Genomic DNA, 15937 nt, shown 5'->3' on the forward strand with positions numbered 1-15937 from the left:
CAGGCCCGGCAACCTCCCCCGCATACGCCACCGTCCAGTGGCGAACACGACATGCCGTGCGTGTAAACGCATACATGCAACGCCGGTTGCGGTAGATTACGCACCCACAGGGGGGAGGTTCGGCCGATTCACCAAGGCCGGCCACCAAGGAATGGAGTCTCGCTTTGAATCAACCACCACCGCTCAGCCGTCCGGTCTACATCCCCAACCATCTGGTCTGGGCGATCCTGACGACGCTGTTCTGCTGCCTGCCGTTGGGCGTGGTGTCGATCGTCTATGCCTCCCAGGTCGATGGCCGCCGCGCGGCTGGCGATCTGCCGGGGGCCTACAGCGCGTCGCGCAAGGCGGGCTGGTGGGCAGTGGCTTCGGCCGTGGCCCTGCCGGTCCTGTTGCTGTTGTGGCTCGGGCTGTTCGGCGGCTTGGCCGTACTGGGCGCTCTTTCCGACCAATGATCTACCACCACCACCCATCAAGGAGCTTGAACCCATGAATACCGCCACTCCGCAGGTCCCGAACAACCTGGTCTGGGCCATCCTGAGCACCCTGTTCTGCTGCCTGCCGGCCGGCATCGTCTCGATCGTCTACGCCGCCCAGGTCAACGGCAAGCTGGCCGCTGGCGATATCGCCGGTGCTCAGGAATCCTCGGCCAAGGCCAAGAAGTGGGCCATCTGGTCGGCCATCGCCGCCGTCGTGGTCGGCGTGCTGTACGGCATCCTGATCGTCGCTCTCGGCGGCATGGGTGCGATGAGCAACAGCGGCTACTGATCCGCGTGGACGGATCCGGCGCCTGCGCCGGATCCGTTGCTGCATGTCCGCACTGCCCTCCCGATCCCGACTGGCCCGCTGGGCACCGCTGCTGGCCGCCACCGGACTGGCCGCCGGTGCCGCGCTGGTGCTGCGCAACGTCAATCCCTATGTCGCCGGCAATCCGTTGCCGAGCTGCCCGCTGTACGCGCTGACGGGCCTGTACTGCCCGGGATGTGGCAGCACGCGCTGCCTGTATTCGCTGGTCCACTTCGACCTTCCCGGCGCGATGGCGATGAACCCGCTGCTGGTCATCAGCCTGCCGTTCCTGTTGCTGATGCTGCTGAATACCGCCGGCATCCGCCCGCGCGTGCTCGACCCGTTGATGCGGGTACTGGCCAATCCCACGTTCTGGCTCTGGCTGCTGCCCGGGTATGCGCTGCTGCGCAACCTGCCGTGGGCACCGTTCACCGCACTGGCACCGGTCTAGGATTCCAGCCAACGGCGCAGCCCCTCGTGGTGGGCGGCGTTTGAAGGCAGAAGCCTTGGGGTTGGCCGGGCGGGACGGGTTTGCGGGGGACGCCGTGAATCCGTCCGTGGAGGCGTGGCCGCGGCTTGCTCGTGTGCGCTGTCCTGCGCGCACGGCAAGACCAGGGTTGGGCGTCCTGCCCAACCCGCCCGAGGCATGCCTCGGACCCATGCCGCGGACACCCCCTCAAACCCATCCCGCCCGGCCACGGACATTTTCCGTGCGCGTCCACCACGGAAAAGAAGAAGAAGATCAGAAGCGAAAGCGGATCGCTTCGCTCCGCATCCACGCATGGCGTGGATCTACCGTGTCGACCAAGGTCGACACCCACCGGCAGTCGCAGTTGACCCACCGTCACCGGGAACTGTCGGGGGTGGGGCGGTGTGGGGCTGCAGGACCGTTGGCGCCATGGATGGCGCCATCGAGCCCCCAGGGGTGAGGGCGCTTTGCTTGCGAGGCACTGCGTCGCAAGCGCCCGAACGCCCAGCCGCCAGCGGCTGGGCCGGCCTGGGGGTTTACGGCGTGTCCTGCAGCCCCACACCGCCCCGCCCAACCCTCAGCAACCCAGAGCCGCTTTGGCTTTGGCTTTGGCTTTGGCTTTGGCTTTGGCGTTTGCCTCTGCAGGTGCAGGGCTGCAAGCCCTGCCAGAACACCTACGTCACCCAGCCTGCTATCACCAGCAACGCCAGGATCGCCAGCCACAGCAGCAGCATCCGCCACACCAGGCTCATCGCATCACGCAGGTCCGGCAGCCGCTGCCACACCGGCAACAGCCCGGCCTCGGTGTAATCGTGCGCATCTTCGCGCAGCTCGGCGTTGACGCTGGCCCGCGCCCCCGCGCCCAGGAACCCGATGGTGCCGCCCAGCCGCTCGCCATGCGCCTGGCGCCACGCCTTCCACGCCGTATCGAAGTTGCCCACCAGCGCCATCGAAAACGCCATCAGCTGCGCCACCGGCCACTCGATCCAGCCCAGCAGGCGCTGCGCCAGCGCCAGCGGCTCCACCGGCACGCGGGCACGCATCGGGCTTTCCGCCATCAGCGCCAGCAGCCGGTACCCCAGCGCACCGGCCGGGCCCAGCAGCAGGAACCAGAACAGCACCGCGAACCAGCGCCGCAGCGCGTTGAGCACGGTGGCCTCGACCAGCGACGGCACGTCTTCGCGCAGGCTGCCACCGGCCGCCTGCAGGCTGCGCACGGCGGCCTGACGCGTTGCGGCGTCGTCCGCATCGATGATCGCTTCGATATCACGATCCAGATCACGCGGCCCCCAGCACCAGGCCAGCACCGCCACGCCCAGCATCAGCGACGGCAGCCCGAACAGCACCCCGCGCAGCAGCCATGCCAGCAGCGCCATCAGCAGCAGCGGCGGCAGCAGTGCCAGTGCAACACCGGCCGGTCCCTGCCACGCCTTTCCGCCATGCGCGTCCAGCCAGCCCAGCCAGCGCCGGAAGCCGTCGAAACGGCGCAGCGAGGCGGCAGCGGCCGGGGCAACATGGCCCAGGGCCAGTGCCACCAGCACGGCGGCCAGAGTGGTGAACATGGCAGGTCTCCCTACGAAACGGAACGCTCGGCGCCGTTACCTTACCTGTCGCAGCGGCGCCCCTCAGCGGTGAACCGGACTGTAACCCGGGCCGTGTTCAGGTGGCGGCAATACAGCGGCCACAACCGGCCCGGCCGCAGCCCGGTTCAGCCCTGCTGCTCGCGGTACCAGTGTTCGATCAGGCCGCGCGAAATCGAGATCGGCGGCGACAGGCGGATGCCCTGGCCATCGTCGTCCACATCGCGTGCCAATGCTGCGCCAACCTCATCGGCAGTGAACCAGCGCGCGTCTTCCAGTTCGCCATCCACAGTCGGCAGGTCATCCTGCGCCTGTGCACGGAAACCGATCATCAGCGCGCCGGGGAACGGCCACGGCTGCGAACCGAGGTACTGACAGGCGGTCACCCGCACCTTGCTCTCCTCGTGCACTTCACGCACCACGGTCTGCTCGAACGTCTCGCCGGGTTCGACGAAGCCGGCCAGCACCGAGTAACGACGCGGGGCCCAGTTCGACTGCCGGCCCAGCAGCAGCCGGCCCTGGTTCTCCACGGCGACGATCACGGCGGGATCGACACGCGGGTAGTGCTCGGTGGAACACTGCGCGCAACGGCCGACGAAGCCGCCTCGGGCAAACGCCACGGCGCCGCCGCACACACCGCAGAAGCGGGTGCGCGAGTGCCAGTAAGACATGCCGCGGGCATAGCTGAAGGCGGTCGCATCGGCCATCGACCACAGCAGCGCGGCCTGGCGCAGGTCGAGGCGACGTGGTGCGGTGACGGTGACGCTGGCGGCTTCAACCGAGAACCATGCTTGTTCCCCGCGCAGGCCGAGGAAGATCGCGGAGCCGGGCCCCCCCCGATGTCGGCGCCGGTCAGCGCCAGCGGCTGGCCGTCATCGCCGGTAAAGGCGCTGCCGTCCTGATCGAGCACGAGAATGCGCGCGCCCGGCCACAGGCGCGCCAGTGCATCGGCATCGTCGCGCAGGGCATCGGCGCGCTCCAGCGGTTCGCCAACGAAGGCGAAACCGGAAAGCGGCGAAGAAGTATTGGGCATCCGGCAAGCGTGCCGCCAATCGATGCGGGTGGCAAGGTCGGCGCTGTGCGCAATCTGCTGTTGTGTGCATGGAGGCACAGAGCATCCACGCACGGCGTGGATCTACTGATCCGCTCTGGTGGGTGCCAACCGTGGTTGGCACATCCTGGCCACAGGGCTCTTACATGCTGAAGCTGCTGCCGCAGCCGCAGGTGGTCTTTGCGTTCGGGTTGCGGATCACGAACTGGGCACCGGTCAGGCTCTCGGTGTAGTCCACCTCGGCGCCCATCAGGTACTGCAGGCTCAGCGGATCGACCAGCAGGGTCACCCCGCTGGTCTGTACCGCCAAGTCATCCTCGGCACGGTTCTCGTCGAACTCGAACCCGTACTGGAAGCCCGAACAGCCGCCGCCCTCGATGTACACACGCAGGGCCAGGTCGGGGTTGCCCTCTTCCTGGATCAGGGATTTGACCTTGGCGGCCGCCGACTCGGTGAAGTTCAGCGGGCGCTCCAGCGATTGGTAATCGGGCGCGGCAACCGGAGTGGCGCCGGGCAGGGAGACTAGCGTGCTCATGATGCCAGCATGGGGGTGCCGGGGATGGCTTTCAAGCCATCGCCTCGGCCAGCTTGCGGCGTGCAGCAGTGTCGCCCTTGCCGCCATTGGCCTCATCGCCTTCCGGCGCCGGCAGGGCCGCCATCGGGGCGCTGGCATGGATCAGGCGGCCGTTCAGCTGGGCGCCCGCATTCATCTCCACCACCTGGTAATGGACGTTGCCATTGACCCGTGCGCTCGGGGTCAACTCGACCTTCTCGGTGGCGTGTACATCGCCGTCCAGGCGACCGCTGATGACCACCACCTGGGCCCGGATTTCGCCCTCGATCACGCCGTGCTCGGCGACCGTCAGGGTCGCGCCACTGGCGCCTTCGGCGGCGATCACCTTGCCATGGATGCGGCCTTCCACGTACAGGCCACCACTGAATTCCACATCACCGCGGATCACCACCTGGTTGCCGATCAGGGCATCCACCACCAGCTGGCCTTCACGGTTGGATTTGCTGCTTCCGAACATCTGCCTACTCCCCTTTGGCGGCCGGCGCACCGGCCTGTTTCCAGTCGAATACCTGGGTGGTACCCCCCGTACCACTCCCCAATGTCACCCGCACGCGTTGCGGGGTAAAGTCAGCCGGCAGCATCACGCTGCCGGTGAGCTGCTGGAAGTACCGGAACGAGTAATCCTGTCCCGGTACCTTGCTGCGCTGGTGCAGATCATCCCAGCTGATCGTGGCCAGCTTGCCGTTCCTGACGCCTTCCACGGTGAAGCGCATCTGCCCCTGGCTGATGGCGCCGCGGTTGAGGTTCTGGGTCAGCACGGCGGTGTATTGCCACGTGCCGGCCGCTTCCGGGCTGAACTCGATCGAATGGGTGTTCAGGCCCTTGCGCTGGCTGGTCGAACCCACCAGGCGCTCATAGAAGGCAACGTCGGCACGCAGGCCGGCGATTTCCTCATCGCGCTCGGCCAGCGAGGACTGCACCTCGGTGTTGGCGGCGCGGCTGATGCGGTCGGAGGCTTCCAGCGTGGCCTGCTTCTGGCGCAGTTCGGTCAGCTGCGCCTGCAGCGTCTCGGCACGCTTCTCGGCGGCCTGCAGGCGCTGGCCCTGGGCATCGCGCGGGGTGGCCATCCAGCAGCCGCCGAGCACCGCCAGCACCAGGCTGAGCAGCCAGATGCCGCCGATCACCAGCAGGCGGCCACGGTCGGCAGGCGGTTGCGGCGCGCCGGGCAGGCGGACCTGCACGCGCATGGGAGGACGGTTGGTCATGGGTGGTTTCCGGGGTATCGCAAGGGCGACACCGGTACGGCCCCTGTGGCAAACGACGGGCTAGTGTATGACAGGACGGGTGGGTTTCCTGCGCAGTAGCGAGCCACGGTCTGTGGCGTTCAGGCATGCCATCGTCGATAGTGTGGTCCCTTGCACAGTTCCGTCGCCGGAGCATCGCCATGACCGAAGCCCACCTGTTCGTGATCGGCATCCTGCTGGCCTGGCTGGCCGGCATCCGCGTCTACCTCACCGTGTTCGGTGTCGGCCTGGCCGGCCTGCTCGGCTGGGTCGACCTGCCACCGGCCCTGCAGGCTACTGAATCGTGGTGGGTGCTGGGCACTTCGGCGGCGCTGGCGGTGACCGAATTCTTCGCCGACAAGATTCCCGGCGTGGACTCGGCGTGGGACCTGGTGCAGACCCTGGCACGTGTACCCGCAGGTGCCTTCCTTGCCGCAGCCACGCTGTCGCCGGATGGGCAGCTGGGTACCGGCGCACTTGCTGCCGGTGCCGGAGTCGCGCTGGCCAGCCATGGCCTGAAAGCCGGCACCCGTGCCCTGCTCAATACCTCGCCCGAGCCCGCCAGCAACTGGGTGGCCTCCACCGCCGAGGACACCGTGGTGGTCGGGGGCCTGGCCCTGGCCCTGGCACACCCGTGGATCGCGCTGATCGTGGTGCTGGCCTGCAGCCTGGCGGGCGCGCTGCTGGTGTGGCTGGTCTGGCGCGCCTTGTGGAAGGGCGTGCGCTGGCTGGCACGCAGTGCGTCGCCGGACGGTCCGCGCCAGCCAGGTACCGGTTGAACCACGGGCTTGTCGCATAATGGACGCGAACACCAGGAGCACCGATGGCCGCAAACGAATCCCCCGCGGGCGCCCGCCCGGGACGCGCTGAATCCCCTCCGGCCGATCATTGGCAACGCTGGGCCGCGGAGCCGGCGAGCGCGGTCGCCGCAGTACCCGCAGTGGTTCCGCCGCTGGCCAGCTCCGACATGCCCGCATCGATCGGCAGCGCGCCACCGCCTCTGCCGGGCCCGGCCTTCCTGGCCGAGGCTGGCAACAACGACCAGGCGCCGTTGGCCTCCGATTCGCCCTACCGCGTGCTGATCGTCGAGGACGACCGCGCCCAGGCCCTGTTCGCGCAGAGCGTGCTGCACGGCGCCGGCATGCAGGCAATCGTGCACAGCGACGCCGATGGCGCGCTGCAGGCGATCAAGGAACACCGTCCCGACCTGATCCTGATGGATCTGCACCTGCCCGGACTGGATGGCATGCGGCTGACCGCACTGATCCGCCAGCAGCCCGGCCTGCAGCTGCTGCCGATCGTGTTCCTCAGCGGCGATCCGGATCCAGAGCGCCAGTTCGAAGTGCTCGACAGCGGCGCCGACGATTACCTGAGCAAGCCGATCCGGCCGCGCCACCTGATCGCCGCCGTGGCCAACCGCATCCGCCGCGCACGTGCGCAGGCCGCGACCCTGCCCGGTGCCAGCGGCGTACCGGCCACCAGCAATCCGGAAACCGGCCTGCCGACGCGCCATCACGTGCTGCAGCAGCTCAACACCGCACTCGCCCACCACGACCGGGGCGGTGTGTTCTTCATCGAAGTGGCCAGCGCGCTGGGGCTGCGCGAACGCTATGGTTATGCCGCCTTCGAGCGCCTGATGGTACAGGCCGGGCAGCGCCTGGCCGAGGCCGGCCATCCACACCTGCTGGCACGCCTGAACGACAACAGTTTCCTGCTGCTGGCCCGCAACGCCGACGAAGATGCCCTGGAAGGCATCGCCGCTTCCCTGCGCGAGCAGCTGTCGGCGCGTGCCTTCGTGATCCGCGACGACGAATCGGTGCACCTGCGCGGCGTGGTGGGTTATGCGCCGCTGTCGCCGGGCTTCGACGATGCCAACGCTGCACTGGAAGCGATCGAGCGCACCACCCTGCAGGCACGCCTGCTCAGCGCCGGTGTGGCGGGCCATGTGCACCGCCAGGCCGTCACCGAACAGGAGCACCTGGCACTGCTGGAAGGCCAGCTGGAGCTGGCCTATCAGCCGATCGTCGCCGTCGCCGGTGGCAACACCGCGCAGTACCAGCTGCTGCTGCGCCTGCGCCAGGCCGATGGCACGGTGCTGGCGGCCGGCCAGGTTATTCCGGCCGCCGAAGCGGCAGGCCGTATCGCCGACCTCGACCAGCAGGTGATGGACCACGCGCTGGGCCTGCTGGATCTCTACCGGCACGCCACGCCGCCGCTGAACCTGTTCGTCTCGCAGTCGCTGCGCACCCTGCAGCGCGACGCCTTCGCCGACTGGCTGCTGGAATCGCTGCAGCAGCGTGACCTGCCGGGCAGTGCGCTGGTGATCGACGTGCGCCTGCCCGACGCACTGATCCACACCGTGCCGCTGCAACAGTTCTGCCAGCGCATGGCCGGCGCCGGGGTGCGCTTCTGCCTGAGCCAGTTCGAGCCCAGCGGCGAAGCCGACGCCCTGCTGACCCAGCTGCCGCTGTCGTTCGTGCGCATGGCCGCGCGCTTCTCAAGCAGCCATGCCAACCCGGCCACGCGCGAGGAACTGCGCAAGGCGATCGAACAGGCACATGCGGCCGGGCTGCAGATCATCGGGCAGCAGATCGAGGACCCACAGGCCGCCGCGGCGATGTGGGTCGGCGGCGTCGATTACATCCAGGGCAACATGGTGCAGTCGGCCGGCAGCGACCTGAACTTCGACTTCCACAACGCGGTGCTCTGACGTGCCGCTGTGGGGCGTGCTGCTGGTTGCCCTTGCCGCGGCCGCCGTGGCGCTGCTGTTGGGCCTGCGCCTGCGCGCACGCAGCCGTGCACTGGCCCGGCTGCAACGCGCACACGATGCGCTCGCCGCCGAACGCGACCAGCTGCGCCGTACCACCGAACGCCAGGGCCAGCTGGAACAGCAGCTGCTGCAGGCCAAGCAGGCCGCCGAAGCAGCGGTGCTGGCCAAGGGCGAGTTCCTGGCCACCATGAGCCACGAGATCCGCACCCCGCTCAACGGCATCCTGCCGATGCTGGAGCTGATCGCGCACGGGCCGCTGGGCGAGGACCAGCGGCAGATGCTGGCCACCGCTTCGGCCAGTTCACAGCAGCTGCTGCGCATCGTCGATGACATCCTCGACTACTCACGGCTGGAAGCACAGGCGCTGGAACTGGAAATCACCAGCTTCAACCTGCGCGATCTGCTGGATGGCGTGGTGCAGCTGATGCAGCGCGCCGCCGACGCCAAGGGCCTGTCCCTGACCCTGCAGCTTGACCCGTCGGTGCGCCTGCCGGTGCGCGGCGACCCGGTACGCCTGCGCCAGGTGCTGAGCAATCTTCTGGCCAATGCCATCAAGTTCACCGCGCGCGGCCAGGTACAGCTGCGCGTGCAGCGGCTGGGCGAAGGCGCGGCCCAGCACCAGCTGCGCTTCGAGATCATCGACACCGGCATCGGCATCGATGAGGCACTGCAGGCACGCCTGTTCCAGTCCTTCAGCCAGGCCGATGCCTCGACCACGCGCATCTACGGCGGCACCGGCCTGGGCCTGGCCATCTGCAGGCGCATCATCGACCTGATGCACGGGCAGATCGGCGTGCAGTCCACGCCCGGCCAGGGTGCTACGTTCTGGTTCGAGATTCCGCTGCTGAAGGTACCCGGCGACCTGCCGGCGATGGCCCGCGCGCCGGCAGCGCTGCTGCTGTTCAGTGCCGATGCAATGCTGCAGAAACGCATCGAGCGCATCGCCGCCCACCATGGGCTGCAGGTGCAGATGCTGAGCCAGCTGGACGCCGTGGTCGAACAGCTGCGCACCGCGCCGCAACCCGGGCAACCGGCACCGGCGTGGCTGCTGGTCGATGCACGCGCGCGGCGCAGCGGCGAGGCGATGCTGCAGCAGGCACTGGCCGAGCGCGGTGACGACGACGCACTGCAGGTGCTCTGGCTGCAGGGTGACGCACCAGCGCAACGACCGCGCCAGCGCCAGCTGCCCGCACACTTCGACGATGCCGCACTGCATGCACTCCTGGCCGCACCTGTCACGCCTGCCCGTCCTGCCGCCCTGCTTTCCAGTGCCGGAGATGGGGTGCCCGCGCCGGTGCTGCCGCCACTGCACCTGCGCGTGCTGCTGGTGGAAGACAATACGGTCAACCGGATGGTGGCCGAGCAGCTGCTGCGCGTATTCCAGTGCGAGGTGCGCAACGCCGTCGATGGCGAGCAGGCATTGGCCGCTCTTCGCGAAGGCGGCGTGGACATCGTGCTGATGGATTGCCAGATGCCGGTGCTGGACGGCTACGCCGCCACGCGCCACTGGCGTGCGGAAGAAGCGGAAACCGGGCGAGCGCGCCTGCCGATCATCGCGATGACCGCCAATGCCATGGCCGGCGACCGCGAGCGCTGCCTGCAGGCTGGCATGGACGATTACCTGTCCAAGCCGATCGCCCGCGCCACGCTGCATGCGCTGTTGAAGCGCTGGGGTGGCGGTAAAGCCGCATCACCTGCACGGCCTTCTGCAGAGCCGAGCATGGCTCGCCTGACGGCCAACAGCAGCGGGGCTCCATCAGCCGAGCATGGCTCGGCTCTGCAGGACGATGACAGCCGAGTGGGCTCCAAGCCACAACCGGTACTCGACCGCGATGTGCTGGACGAACTGCACGCGGTGATCGGCGACGCCGCCATGCAGATCGTGTCGGTCTTTCTTGACGATGCGCCAGCGATGGTGCAGCAGCTGCAGCAGGCCGCGCAGAGCGGCGACGAGCCCCGCCTGCAGGCGGTCGCGCACAGCCTGAAATCGTCGAGTGCGAACGTGGGAGCCCTGTCGCTGTCGGCGGTCGCGCAGCGCATCGAACGCGAGGCCCGTGGTGGCAGCCTGCAGCGCCCCGCGGTGGCGGTCGCGCTGCTGGTTGCCGAATTCGCCCGGGCACGTGTGGCGCTGACGGGCTACCTGGCGCAGCATCGTGCCGGCCAGGACAGCTGACTCACTCTTCCAGCTTGCTCAGCAGGTACTTGGGCTCGCCGATGCGCTCGATCAGGTCGAGCTGGGTTTCCAGCCAGTCGATGTGTTCTTCTTCCGAATCGAGAATCTTCACGAACAGCTGGCGGCTGACATAGTCGCCGACCGAATCGGCATAGGCGACGGCCTCGCGCAGGGTGACCACGCCGTCGCGCTCCAGCGACAGGTCGCACTGCAGGATCTCGGTCGGGTTCTCGCCGATGCGCAGCTTGCCCAGCGCCTGGAAGTTCGGCAGGCCTTCGAGGAACAGGATGCGGTCGGCGAGCATGTCGGCATGCTTCATCTCGTCGATCGATTCCTTGTACTCGTGCTCGGCCAGTTCCTTGATGCCCCAGTTCTTCAGCATCTTGGCGTGCAGGAAGTACTGGTTGATCGCGGTCAACTCGTTGTAGAGGACCTTGTTGAGGAATTCGATGACCTTGGTGTCGCCCTTCATGGGATGCTCCTGCACGCTGAAAACGCAGGCACTTTAACGCCTTGCCTGCGGCCGTGAAGGAACGCGAATCGTGCGCATTGGCCTGTGCGGCCGCGCGTGAAGGATGCGAAAGCGCGGCATCAATGCGCCGCGAAGAAACGATCAGGCAACCTGGGCCAGGCCCAATACCGGCAGCGGCAGATCGTGGGTCGCACGCGCCTTGGCCAAGAGGTCTGCGGCCATGTCCAGGCAGGAACCGCAGGTCGCACCACAGCCGGTCCGCATGGTCAGTTCGGCCACCGTGCTGACACCATGGCTGGCGGCTTCGCGGATCTGGTGGTCGGTGACTCCGTTGCAGATGCAGACGTACACAGGCGGGAACCGGGCTGACAGGCCAGGAGCGGCCTGGTGGCTATTCCAATGGAAACGAGAATGGTTGTCAATCAGAGACCTGAACCATTCTCGATACCGTTCAGCCCGTCAGCTGGCTGGGCCATCACCCGTGGCCTTCTTCGGCCAGTAGCCGCGCGTCCGCGGGCGCTTGCGCGGGCGGTCGTGGCCGGCCGTGTGGCCGGGCATCCAGGCCTCGGCGGCGCTCTTGGGCATGGCGGTTACGCCCTGCCCGGCGACCCCGCGCGCCAAAGGCGCCAGATGACGCAATGCGCGCGCATAGACGCCGCGCTTGAACACCACCACATGCTCCACCGGGTACCAGAAATCGACCCAGCGCCAATGATCGAACTCGGGCGAGTCAGTGTGGTCCAGCTTCACATGGGATTCGTCGCCGGTCAGGCGCAGCAGGAACCAGACCTGCTTCTGGCCGATGCAGACCTGCCGCTCGTTGCGGCGGATGGCCCGCGCCGGCAGCTTGTAGCGCAGCCAACCGGGCGTGGCCCCGAGCACTTCCACATGCTCAGGCAGCAGGCCGGTTTCTTCCTGCAGTTCACGATACATGGCCTCGACGGGCGTCTCATCGGTGTTCATGCCCCCTTGCGGGAACTGCCAACCATCCCGGCGCACGCGTCGTGCCCAGAACACCTGGCCGTCCTGCCGCATCAGCACAATGCCGACGTTCGGTCGATAGCCGTCCGGATCGATCACGATGCGGACTCCTAAGAAAATCTACTGCCCGGGACTATCCCACGCCCTCTGTCGGCCCACAAGCACGGCACAAAAGTGTTGACAGGGACGGTACACATCCGCAGAATAGCGGGCTCACCAAGGCTATGTAGCTCAGCCGGTTAGAGCACAGCACTCATAATGCTGGGGTCGGTGGTTCGAGTCCACCCATAGCCACCACACTGAAAATGAAGTTGTTTTTCAGCGTGATAAGTGAGAAAATCGTTGCACGTTTTGCCCCGTCGCCAAGCGGTAAGGCACCTGACTCTGACTCAGGCATTCGGTGGTTCGAATCCATCCGGGGCAGCCAAATTAAAAGCAAAAGGCCAGATCGAAAGATCTGGCCTTTTGCTTTTAATTTGGTCACGCATTCCACCTTATCCCCGCGCCTGTCGGCGCACCCCCTTGAACAACAAGGGGGCTCTTCTCCAGAGAGAGGCCCGGGGTCGGACATGCAAAAAGACGGGTAGTGCCGGCCGCTGGCCGGCAACCACGAAATGCCTGACTCCAAGACGACAAAAGCCCGGCCGAAGCCGGGCTTTTGCTTTTCCATCCAGCGGGCCCCCGAAGGAGCCCAACCAGGCGCAGCAGATCAGCGCTTGGAGAACTGGGTGGCGCGGCGGGCCTTGTGCAGACCGACCTTCTTACGCTCGACTTCGCGGGCGTCGCGGGTCATGAAGCCAGCCTTGCGCAGCTCGGACTTCAGGCTTTCGTCGTACTCGACCAGCGCACGAGCGATACCCAGACGGATCGCACCGGCCTGGCCGGTGGTGCCGCCGCCAGCGGCGGTGACCAGGATGTCGAAGCTTTCGGTGTTCTTGGTCAGCTCGAGCGGCTGGCGCACGATCATGCGCGCGGTCTCACGGCCGAAGAACTCGTCCAGCGGACGACCATTGACGGTGATGTTGCCCGAACCCTTGCGCAGGAACACGCGAGCGGTGGAGGACTTGCGGCGGCCAGTGCCGTAGTTTTGAGTGATAGCCATGATTAGATATCCAGAACCTGCGGCTGCTGTGCGGCGTGCGGATGCTCAGTGCCGGCGTAGACCTTGAGCTTGCGGTACATCTGGCGACCCAGCGGGCCCTTCGGCAGCATGCCCTTGACGGCGATCTCGATCACGCGCTCCGGGTGGCGCTCCAGCGCCTGGGCCAGGGACTCGGTCTTCAGGTTGCCGATGTAACCGGTGAAACGGTGATACATCTTGTCCTGCAGCTTCTTGCCGGTGACGGCAATCTTTTCTGCATTGATGACGACCAGGTAGTCGCCGGTATCAACGTGCGGGGTGTAGACCGGCTTGTGCTTGCCACGCAGACGGCGGGCCAGCTCGGTGGCGAGACGGCCCAGGGTCTTGCCCTCGGCGTCGACGAGGTACCAGTCGCGCTGGACGGTCTCGTTCTTGGCAGTGAAAGTGCTCATGAAGAACTCTAGGTTAGGTCGGGCTCATTGCGGCGAAAGGCTCGCCGGAACTCTGCCACGCGTTGTGAAAAGGTGAAGCGCAAGAGGCGGGATTGTACTGGCCTTGCCAGCCACTTGCAAGTGGACCGTCAGGCCGGGTTGGCACGGACGCAGGGCCGGGCGAGAATCGGGGGGACTTCCGCCCCACCGCGTACTGCCATGACCGTGCTCCGCCAGACCACCCCGCTGGACCACCTGCTGACCGAGGCGCAGCGCGCTCTGGACACGGTGTTCGGCAATCCACCGGCGGCCCGCCCCTACCCGGCTGCGGAGACCGACGAGCCCGGCATGGGCAGCGCCGAGCGCCGCCATGCAGCCGGCCTGATGCGGATCAACCACGTCGGCGAAGTCTGTGCGCAGGGCCTGTATTTCGGCCAGGCCGCCGTGGCCCGCGACCCGGCCACGCGTGAACATCTGCTGGAAGCGGCCCAGGAAGAGACCGACCATCTGGCCTGGTGTGCCACCCGGCTGGCCGAACTGGACAGCCGTCCCAGCCTGTTCAACCCGCTGTGGTACGCCGGCAGCTACACGATCGGCACCCTGGCCGGGCTGCGCGGCGACGGATGGAACCTGGGCTTCGTGGTCGAGACCGAGCGCCAGGTGGAAGCCCATCTGGACGAGCACCTGGTCAATCTGCCGCCCGGCGATCTGCGCAGCCGCGCGGTCATCCAGGTGATGAAGGAGGACGAGGCCCGCCATGCCGAGCACGCCGAGCAGGCCGGCGCACGCCGCCTTCCGTTTCCGATTCCGGGCGCCATGGCACTGGCCTCCAGGGTGATGAAGACCATCGCCTACCGCATTTGAAGGGTCGCCCGCACCAACGGTGCGGGCCTACCAGGAGGTGCGGGGGGCCGACGGTGGGGCCCGACCGTTGGTCGGGCCATCAATCAGTTCGGCGAGACCAGCTTCAGGCCGATCACGCCGGCCACGATCAGGCCCACGCAGGCCAGGCGCGCCGGCGATGCGCTGTCGTTGAACAGGTAGATGCCCAGCACCGCCACGCCCATGGCACCGATGCCGGTCCAGATCGCATAGGCCGTGCCGACCGGGATGCTCTTCATCGCCTGGCTCATCAGGTACAGGCTGATCAGGGCGGACACCACCGTAGCAACGGTGGGCAAGGGTTTGCTGAAGCCTTCCGAGTACTTCATTCCGAGGGCGAAACCGATCTCGAACAGGCCGGCCAGCAGCAGGTAGATCCAGGGCATGGGTGGGGGCTCCTTACCTTTTGGGGAAAAAACGAAACGGCCCGGTGTTTTCACACCGGGCCGTGGGTCGGTACATCACCATGGAGCCAATCGCGCGTGCGACGCCAGTTCCACGGGGCGGGTCGTCCCGCCTGGGTGGCGATGCCTGCGGGCATCGCACATGGGGCTTACTCGGACAGGTTCCGGCCGTGGAACAACTCTTCGATCTCGCGCTTGAGCAGCGCCTCGATCTTCATGCGCTCCTTGAACGACAGGTTCCTGGCCTTTTCCTCGAACAGGTACTGGTCCAGGTCGAAGTCCTTCAGGTGCATCTTCGTGTGGAAGATGTTTTCCTGGTAGACGTTGACGTCGAACATCTCGTAACGCGACTTGATGTTCTTGGCCAGGAAGTTCTGGATCGAGTTGATCTTGTGGTCGATGAAGTGCTTCTTGCCCTTCACATCACGGGTGAAGCCACGGACGCGGTAGTCCATGATCACGATGTCCGATTCCAGGCTCTCGATCAGGTAGTTCAGGGCCTTCAGCGGGGAAATGACGCCACAGGTGGCCACGTCGATGTCCGCGCGGAACGTCGCGATACCTTCCTGCGGATGGGTCTCCGGGTAGGTATGGACCGTGATGTGGCTCTTGTCCATGTGCGCGACCACGGCGTCGGAGATCAGCTCCTTGCCGGCCAGCTTCTTGTCGATCACCGGTTCTTCGGAGATCAGGATGGTCACCGAGGCACCCTGCGGGTCGTAGTCCTGGCGGGCCACGTTCAGGATGTTGGCGCCGATGATCTCGGCGACATCGGTCAAGATCTGAGTCAGCCTGTCGGCGTTGTACTCTTCATCGATGTATTCAATGTAACGCTGACGCTCCTCTTCGGTGCGCGCGTAACACACGTCATAGATGTTGAAGCTCAGCGCCTTGGTGAGGTTGTTGAAACCCTGCAGCCTCAGGCGAGGCAACGGCTTGACCACGGCGGTCGATTCCTGTGTAAGAAGGGAAAGGGGGAATTATGGGGCAAACTGCCCCCGGGGGGAACGTGAAGAGCGCTCACATCTGGCACACTGTTTGCCCTTAACAATTGCGCTGGTTA

Annotated in this window: 18 protein-coding genes, 2 tRNA genes and 1 pseudogene; 9 read left to right on the forward strand and 12 right to left on the reverse strand. The window is 66.6% G+C overall.

Translation table 11 applies throughout. The annotated features are described in order from the left end of the window. Nucleotides 1-164 precede the first annotated feature (164 nt). Genes BN1263_RS00705 through BN1263_RS00715 form a run of 3 tightly spaced genes read left to right on the forward strand, consistent with a single transcriptional unit; the run spans nucleotide 165 to nucleotide 1234 of the window. A complete protein-coding gene (locus BN1263_RS00705; protein WP_005411297.1) occupies nucleotides 165-452 on the forward strand; it encodes a CD225/dispanin family protein in 288 nt (95 codons plus the stop codon). A 34-nt stretch (nucleotides 453-486) separates the two neighbouring features. Next, complete coding sequence (locus BN1263_RS00710) at nucleotides 487-765, forward strand: CD225/dispanin family protein (protein ID WP_005419785.1); 279 nt, start codon at nucleotides 487-489, stop codon at nucleotides 763-765. Nucleotides 766-808: 43 nt separating this feature from the next. Next, complete coding sequence (locus BN1263_RS00715; protein WP_049468614.1) at nucleotides 809-1234, forward strand: DUF2752 domain-containing protein; 426 nt, start codon at nucleotides 809-811, stop codon at nucleotides 1232-1234. A 692-nt stretch (nucleotides 1235-1926) separates the two neighbouring features. On the opposite strand, the gene ampE is transcribed toward BN1263_RS00715, so the two are convergent. The 5 genes and pseudogenes from ampE to BN1263_RS00740 all read right to left on the reverse strand — a co-directional run bounded on the left by ampE (nucleotide 1927) and on the right by BN1263_RS00740 (nucleotide 5662). Continuing rightward, nucleotides 1927-2814, reverse strand: coding sequence for a regulatory signaling modulator protein AmpE (gene ampE, locus BN1263_RS00720; protein WP_058978866.1), 888 nt, complete (start codon nucleotides 2812-2814; stop codon nucleotides 1927-1929). Between the two features lie 146 nt (nucleotides 2815-2960). Next, nucleotides 2961-3865, reverse strand: a pseudogene (nudC, locus tag BN1263_RS00725) (NAD(+) diphosphatase). 160 nt (nucleotides 3866-4025) lie between these two features. After that, the gene (gene erpA / locus BN1263_RS00730) at nucleotides 4026-4418 is read right to left on the reverse strand and encodes an iron-sulfur cluster insertion protein ErpA (RefSeq protein ID WP_005419789.1); all 393 of its coding nucleotides are present in this window, start codon (nucleotides 4416-4418) and stop codon (nucleotides 4026-4028) included. A gap of 31 nt (nucleotides 4419-4449) precedes the next feature. Next, complete coding sequence (locus tag BN1263_RS00735; RefSeq protein WP_006398829.1) at nucleotides 4450-4914, reverse strand: bactofilin family protein; 465 nt, start codon at nucleotides 4912-4914, stop codon at nucleotides 4450-4452. A gap of 4 nt (nucleotides 4915-4918) precedes the next feature. Further along, nucleotides 4919-5662 (reverse strand): DUF6776 family protein, encoded by a 744-nt coding sequence (locus BN1263_RS00740; RefSeq protein WP_058978868.1) that lies wholly within the window; start codon nucleotides 5660-5662, stop codon nucleotides 4919-4921. A 179-nt stretch (nucleotides 5663-5841) separates the two neighbouring features. Between BN1263_RS00740 and BN1263_RS00745 the strand changes: the two genes are divergently transcribed. The 3 genes from BN1263_RS00745 to BN1263_RS00755 are packed head-to-tail and all read left to right on the forward strand — an operon-like array spanning nucleotide 5842 to nucleotide 10623. Then, nucleotides 5842-6459 (forward strand): DUF4126 domain-containing protein, encoded by a 618-nt coding sequence (locus BN1263_RS00745; RefSeq protein WP_058978870.1) that lies wholly within the window; start codon nucleotides 5842-5844, stop codon nucleotides 6457-6459. Between the two features lie 44 nt (nucleotides 6460-6503). Beyond that, nucleotides 6504-8390, forward strand: coding sequence for an EAL domain-containing protein (locus BN1263_RS00750; RefSeq protein ID WP_058978871.1), 1887 nt, complete (start codon nucleotides 6504-6506; stop codon nucleotides 8388-8390). A 1-nt stretch (nucleotide 8391) separates the two neighbouring features. Continuing rightward, complete coding sequence (locus tag BN1263_RS00755) at nucleotides 8392-10623, forward strand: ATP-binding protein (RefSeq protein ID WP_058978873.1); 2232 nt, start codon at nucleotides 8392-8394, stop codon at nucleotides 10621-10623. A gap of 1 nt (nucleotide 10624) precedes the next feature. Here BN1263_RS00755 and bfr read toward each other — a convergent pair whose 3' ends face one another. The 3 genes from bfr to BN1263_RS00770 all read right to left on the reverse strand — a co-directional run bounded on the left by bfr (nucleotide 10625) and on the right by BN1263_RS00770 (nucleotide 12175). Beyond that, the gene (gene bfr / locus BN1263_RS00760; protein ID WP_005414691.1) at nucleotides 10625-11095 is read right to left on the reverse strand and encodes a bacterioferritin; all 471 of its coding nucleotides are present in this window, start codon (nucleotides 11093-11095) and stop codon (nucleotides 10625-10627) included. Nucleotides 11096-11236: 141 nt separating this feature from the next. After that, a complete protein-coding gene (locus BN1263_RS00765; protein WP_019661500.1) occupies nucleotides 11237-11446 on the reverse strand; it encodes a (2Fe-2S)-binding protein in 210 nt (69 codons plus the stop codon). 108 nt (nucleotides 11447-11554) lie between these two features. Then, the gene (locus BN1263_RS00770; protein ID WP_019661501.1) at nucleotides 11555-12175 is read right to left on the reverse strand and encodes an RNA pyrophosphohydrolase; all 621 of its coding nucleotides are present in this window, start codon (nucleotides 12173-12175) and stop codon (nucleotides 11555-11557) included. A 121-nt stretch (nucleotides 12176-12296) separates the two neighbouring features. Between BN1263_RS00770 and BN1263_RS00775 the strand changes: the two genes are divergently transcribed. Further along, a tRNA-Met gene (locus tag BN1263_RS00775) sits at nucleotides 12297-12373 on the forward strand. Nucleotides 12374-12428: 55 nt separating this feature from the next. Continuing rightward, nucleotides 12429-12503 (forward strand) — tRNA-Gln (locus tag BN1263_RS00780). Nucleotides 12504-12785: 282 nt separating this feature from the next. On the opposite strand, the gene rpsI is transcribed toward BN1263_RS00780, so the two are convergent. Together rpsI and rplM are read right to left on the reverse strand one after the other, a co-directional pair. Beyond that, nucleotides 12786-13178: a 30S ribosomal protein S9 gene (gene rpsI, locus BN1263_RS00785; protein ID WP_019661502.1), complete on the reverse strand. Its 393-nt coding sequence runs from the start codon at nucleotides 13176-13178 to the stop codon at nucleotides 12786-12788. Between the two features lie 2 nt (nucleotides 13179-13180). Beyond that, complete coding sequence (gene rplM / locus BN1263_RS00790) at nucleotides 13181-13609, reverse strand: 50S ribosomal protein L13 (protein ID WP_005414692.1); 429 nt, start codon at nucleotides 13607-13609, stop codon at nucleotides 13181-13183. Between the two features lie 198 nt (nucleotides 13610-13807). Here rplM and coq7 point away from each other — a divergent pair, with 198 nt between their 5' ends. Then, nucleotides 13808-14452 carry a 2-polyprenyl-3-methyl-6-methoxy-1,4-benzoquinone monooxygenase gene (gene coq7 / locus BN1263_RS00795; RefSeq protein WP_058978875.1) on the forward strand — a complete coding sequence of 215 codons (645 nt, stop codon included), beginning with the start codon at nucleotides 13808-13810 and terminating at the stop codon, nucleotides 14450-14452. Between the two features lie 83 nt (nucleotides 14453-14535). On the opposite strand, the gene BN1263_RS00800 is transcribed toward coq7, so the two are convergent. Together BN1263_RS00800 and speD are read right to left on the reverse strand one after the other, a co-directional pair. After that, complete coding sequence (locus BN1263_RS00800; RefSeq protein ID WP_005419816.1) at nucleotides 14536-14856, reverse strand: DMT family transporter; 321 nt, start codon at nucleotides 14854-14856, stop codon at nucleotides 14536-14538. A 167-nt stretch (nucleotides 14857-15023) separates the two neighbouring features. After that, nucleotides 15024-15818, reverse strand: a complete 795-nt coding sequence (gene speD, locus BN1263_RS00805; RefSeq protein WP_019661504.1) for an adenosylmethionine decarboxylase — start codon at nucleotides 15816-15818, stop codon at nucleotides 15024-15026. Nucleotides 15819-15937 lie beyond the last annotated feature (119 nt).

It is taken from the genome of Stenotrophomonas thermophila, from assembly GCF_001499715.1.
Lineage (GTDB): Bacteria > Pseudomonadota > Gammaproteobacteria > Xanthomonadales > Xanthomonadaceae > Stenotrophomonas > Stenotrophomonas hibiscicola.

Coding starts and splice junctions, on each gene's coding strand:
- bfr (WP_005414691.1), bottom strand. CDS start 11,095: ATGAAGGGCGACACCAAGGTCATCGAATTCCTCAACAAGGTCCTCTAC.
- BN1263_RS00735 (WP_006398829.1), bottom strand. CDS start 4,914: ATGTTCGGAAGCAGCAAATCCAACCGTGAAGGCCAGCTGGTGGTGGAT.
- erpA (WP_005419789.1), bottom strand. CDS start 4,418: ATGAGCACGCTAGTCTCCCTGCCCGGCGCCACTCCGGTTGCCGCGCCC.
- BN1263_RS00750 (WP_058978871.1), top strand. CDS start 6,504: ATGGCCGCAAACGAATCCCCCGCGGGCGCCCGCCCGGGACGCGCTGAA.
- BN1263_RS00740 (WP_058978868.1), bottom strand. CDS start 5,662: ATGACCAACCGTCCTCCCATGCGCGTGCAGGTCCGCCTGCCCGGCGCG.
- BN1263_RS00745 (WP_058978870.1), top strand. CDS start 5,842: ATGACCGAAGCCCACCTGTTCGTGATCGGCATCCTGCTGGCCTGGCTG.
- BN1263_RS00800 (WP_005419816.1), bottom strand. CDS start 14,856: ATGCCCTGGATCTACCTGCTGCTGGCCGGCCTGTTCGAGATCGGTTTC.
- BN1263_RS00715 (WP_049468614.1), top strand. CDS start 809: ATGTCCGCACTGCCCTCCCGATCCCGACTGGCCCGCTGGGCACCGCTG.
- rplM (WP_005414692.1), bottom strand. CDS start 13,609: ATGAGCACTTTCACTGCCAAGAACGAGACCGTCCAGCGCGACTGGTAC.
- coq7 (WP_058978875.1), top strand. CDS start 13,808: ATGACCGTGCTCCGCCAGACCACCCCGCTGGACCACCTGCTGACCGAG.
- BN1263_RS00710 (WP_005419785.1), top strand. CDS start 487: ATGAATACCGCCACTCCGCAGGTCCCGAACAACCTGGTCTGGGCCATC.
- ampE (WP_058978866.1), bottom strand. CDS start 2,814: ATGTTCACCACTCTGGCCGCCGTGCTGGTGGCACTGGCCCTGGGCCAT.
- rpsI (WP_019661502.1), bottom strand. CDS start 13,178: ATGGCTATCACTCAAAACTACGGCACTGGCCGCCGCAAGTCCTCCACC.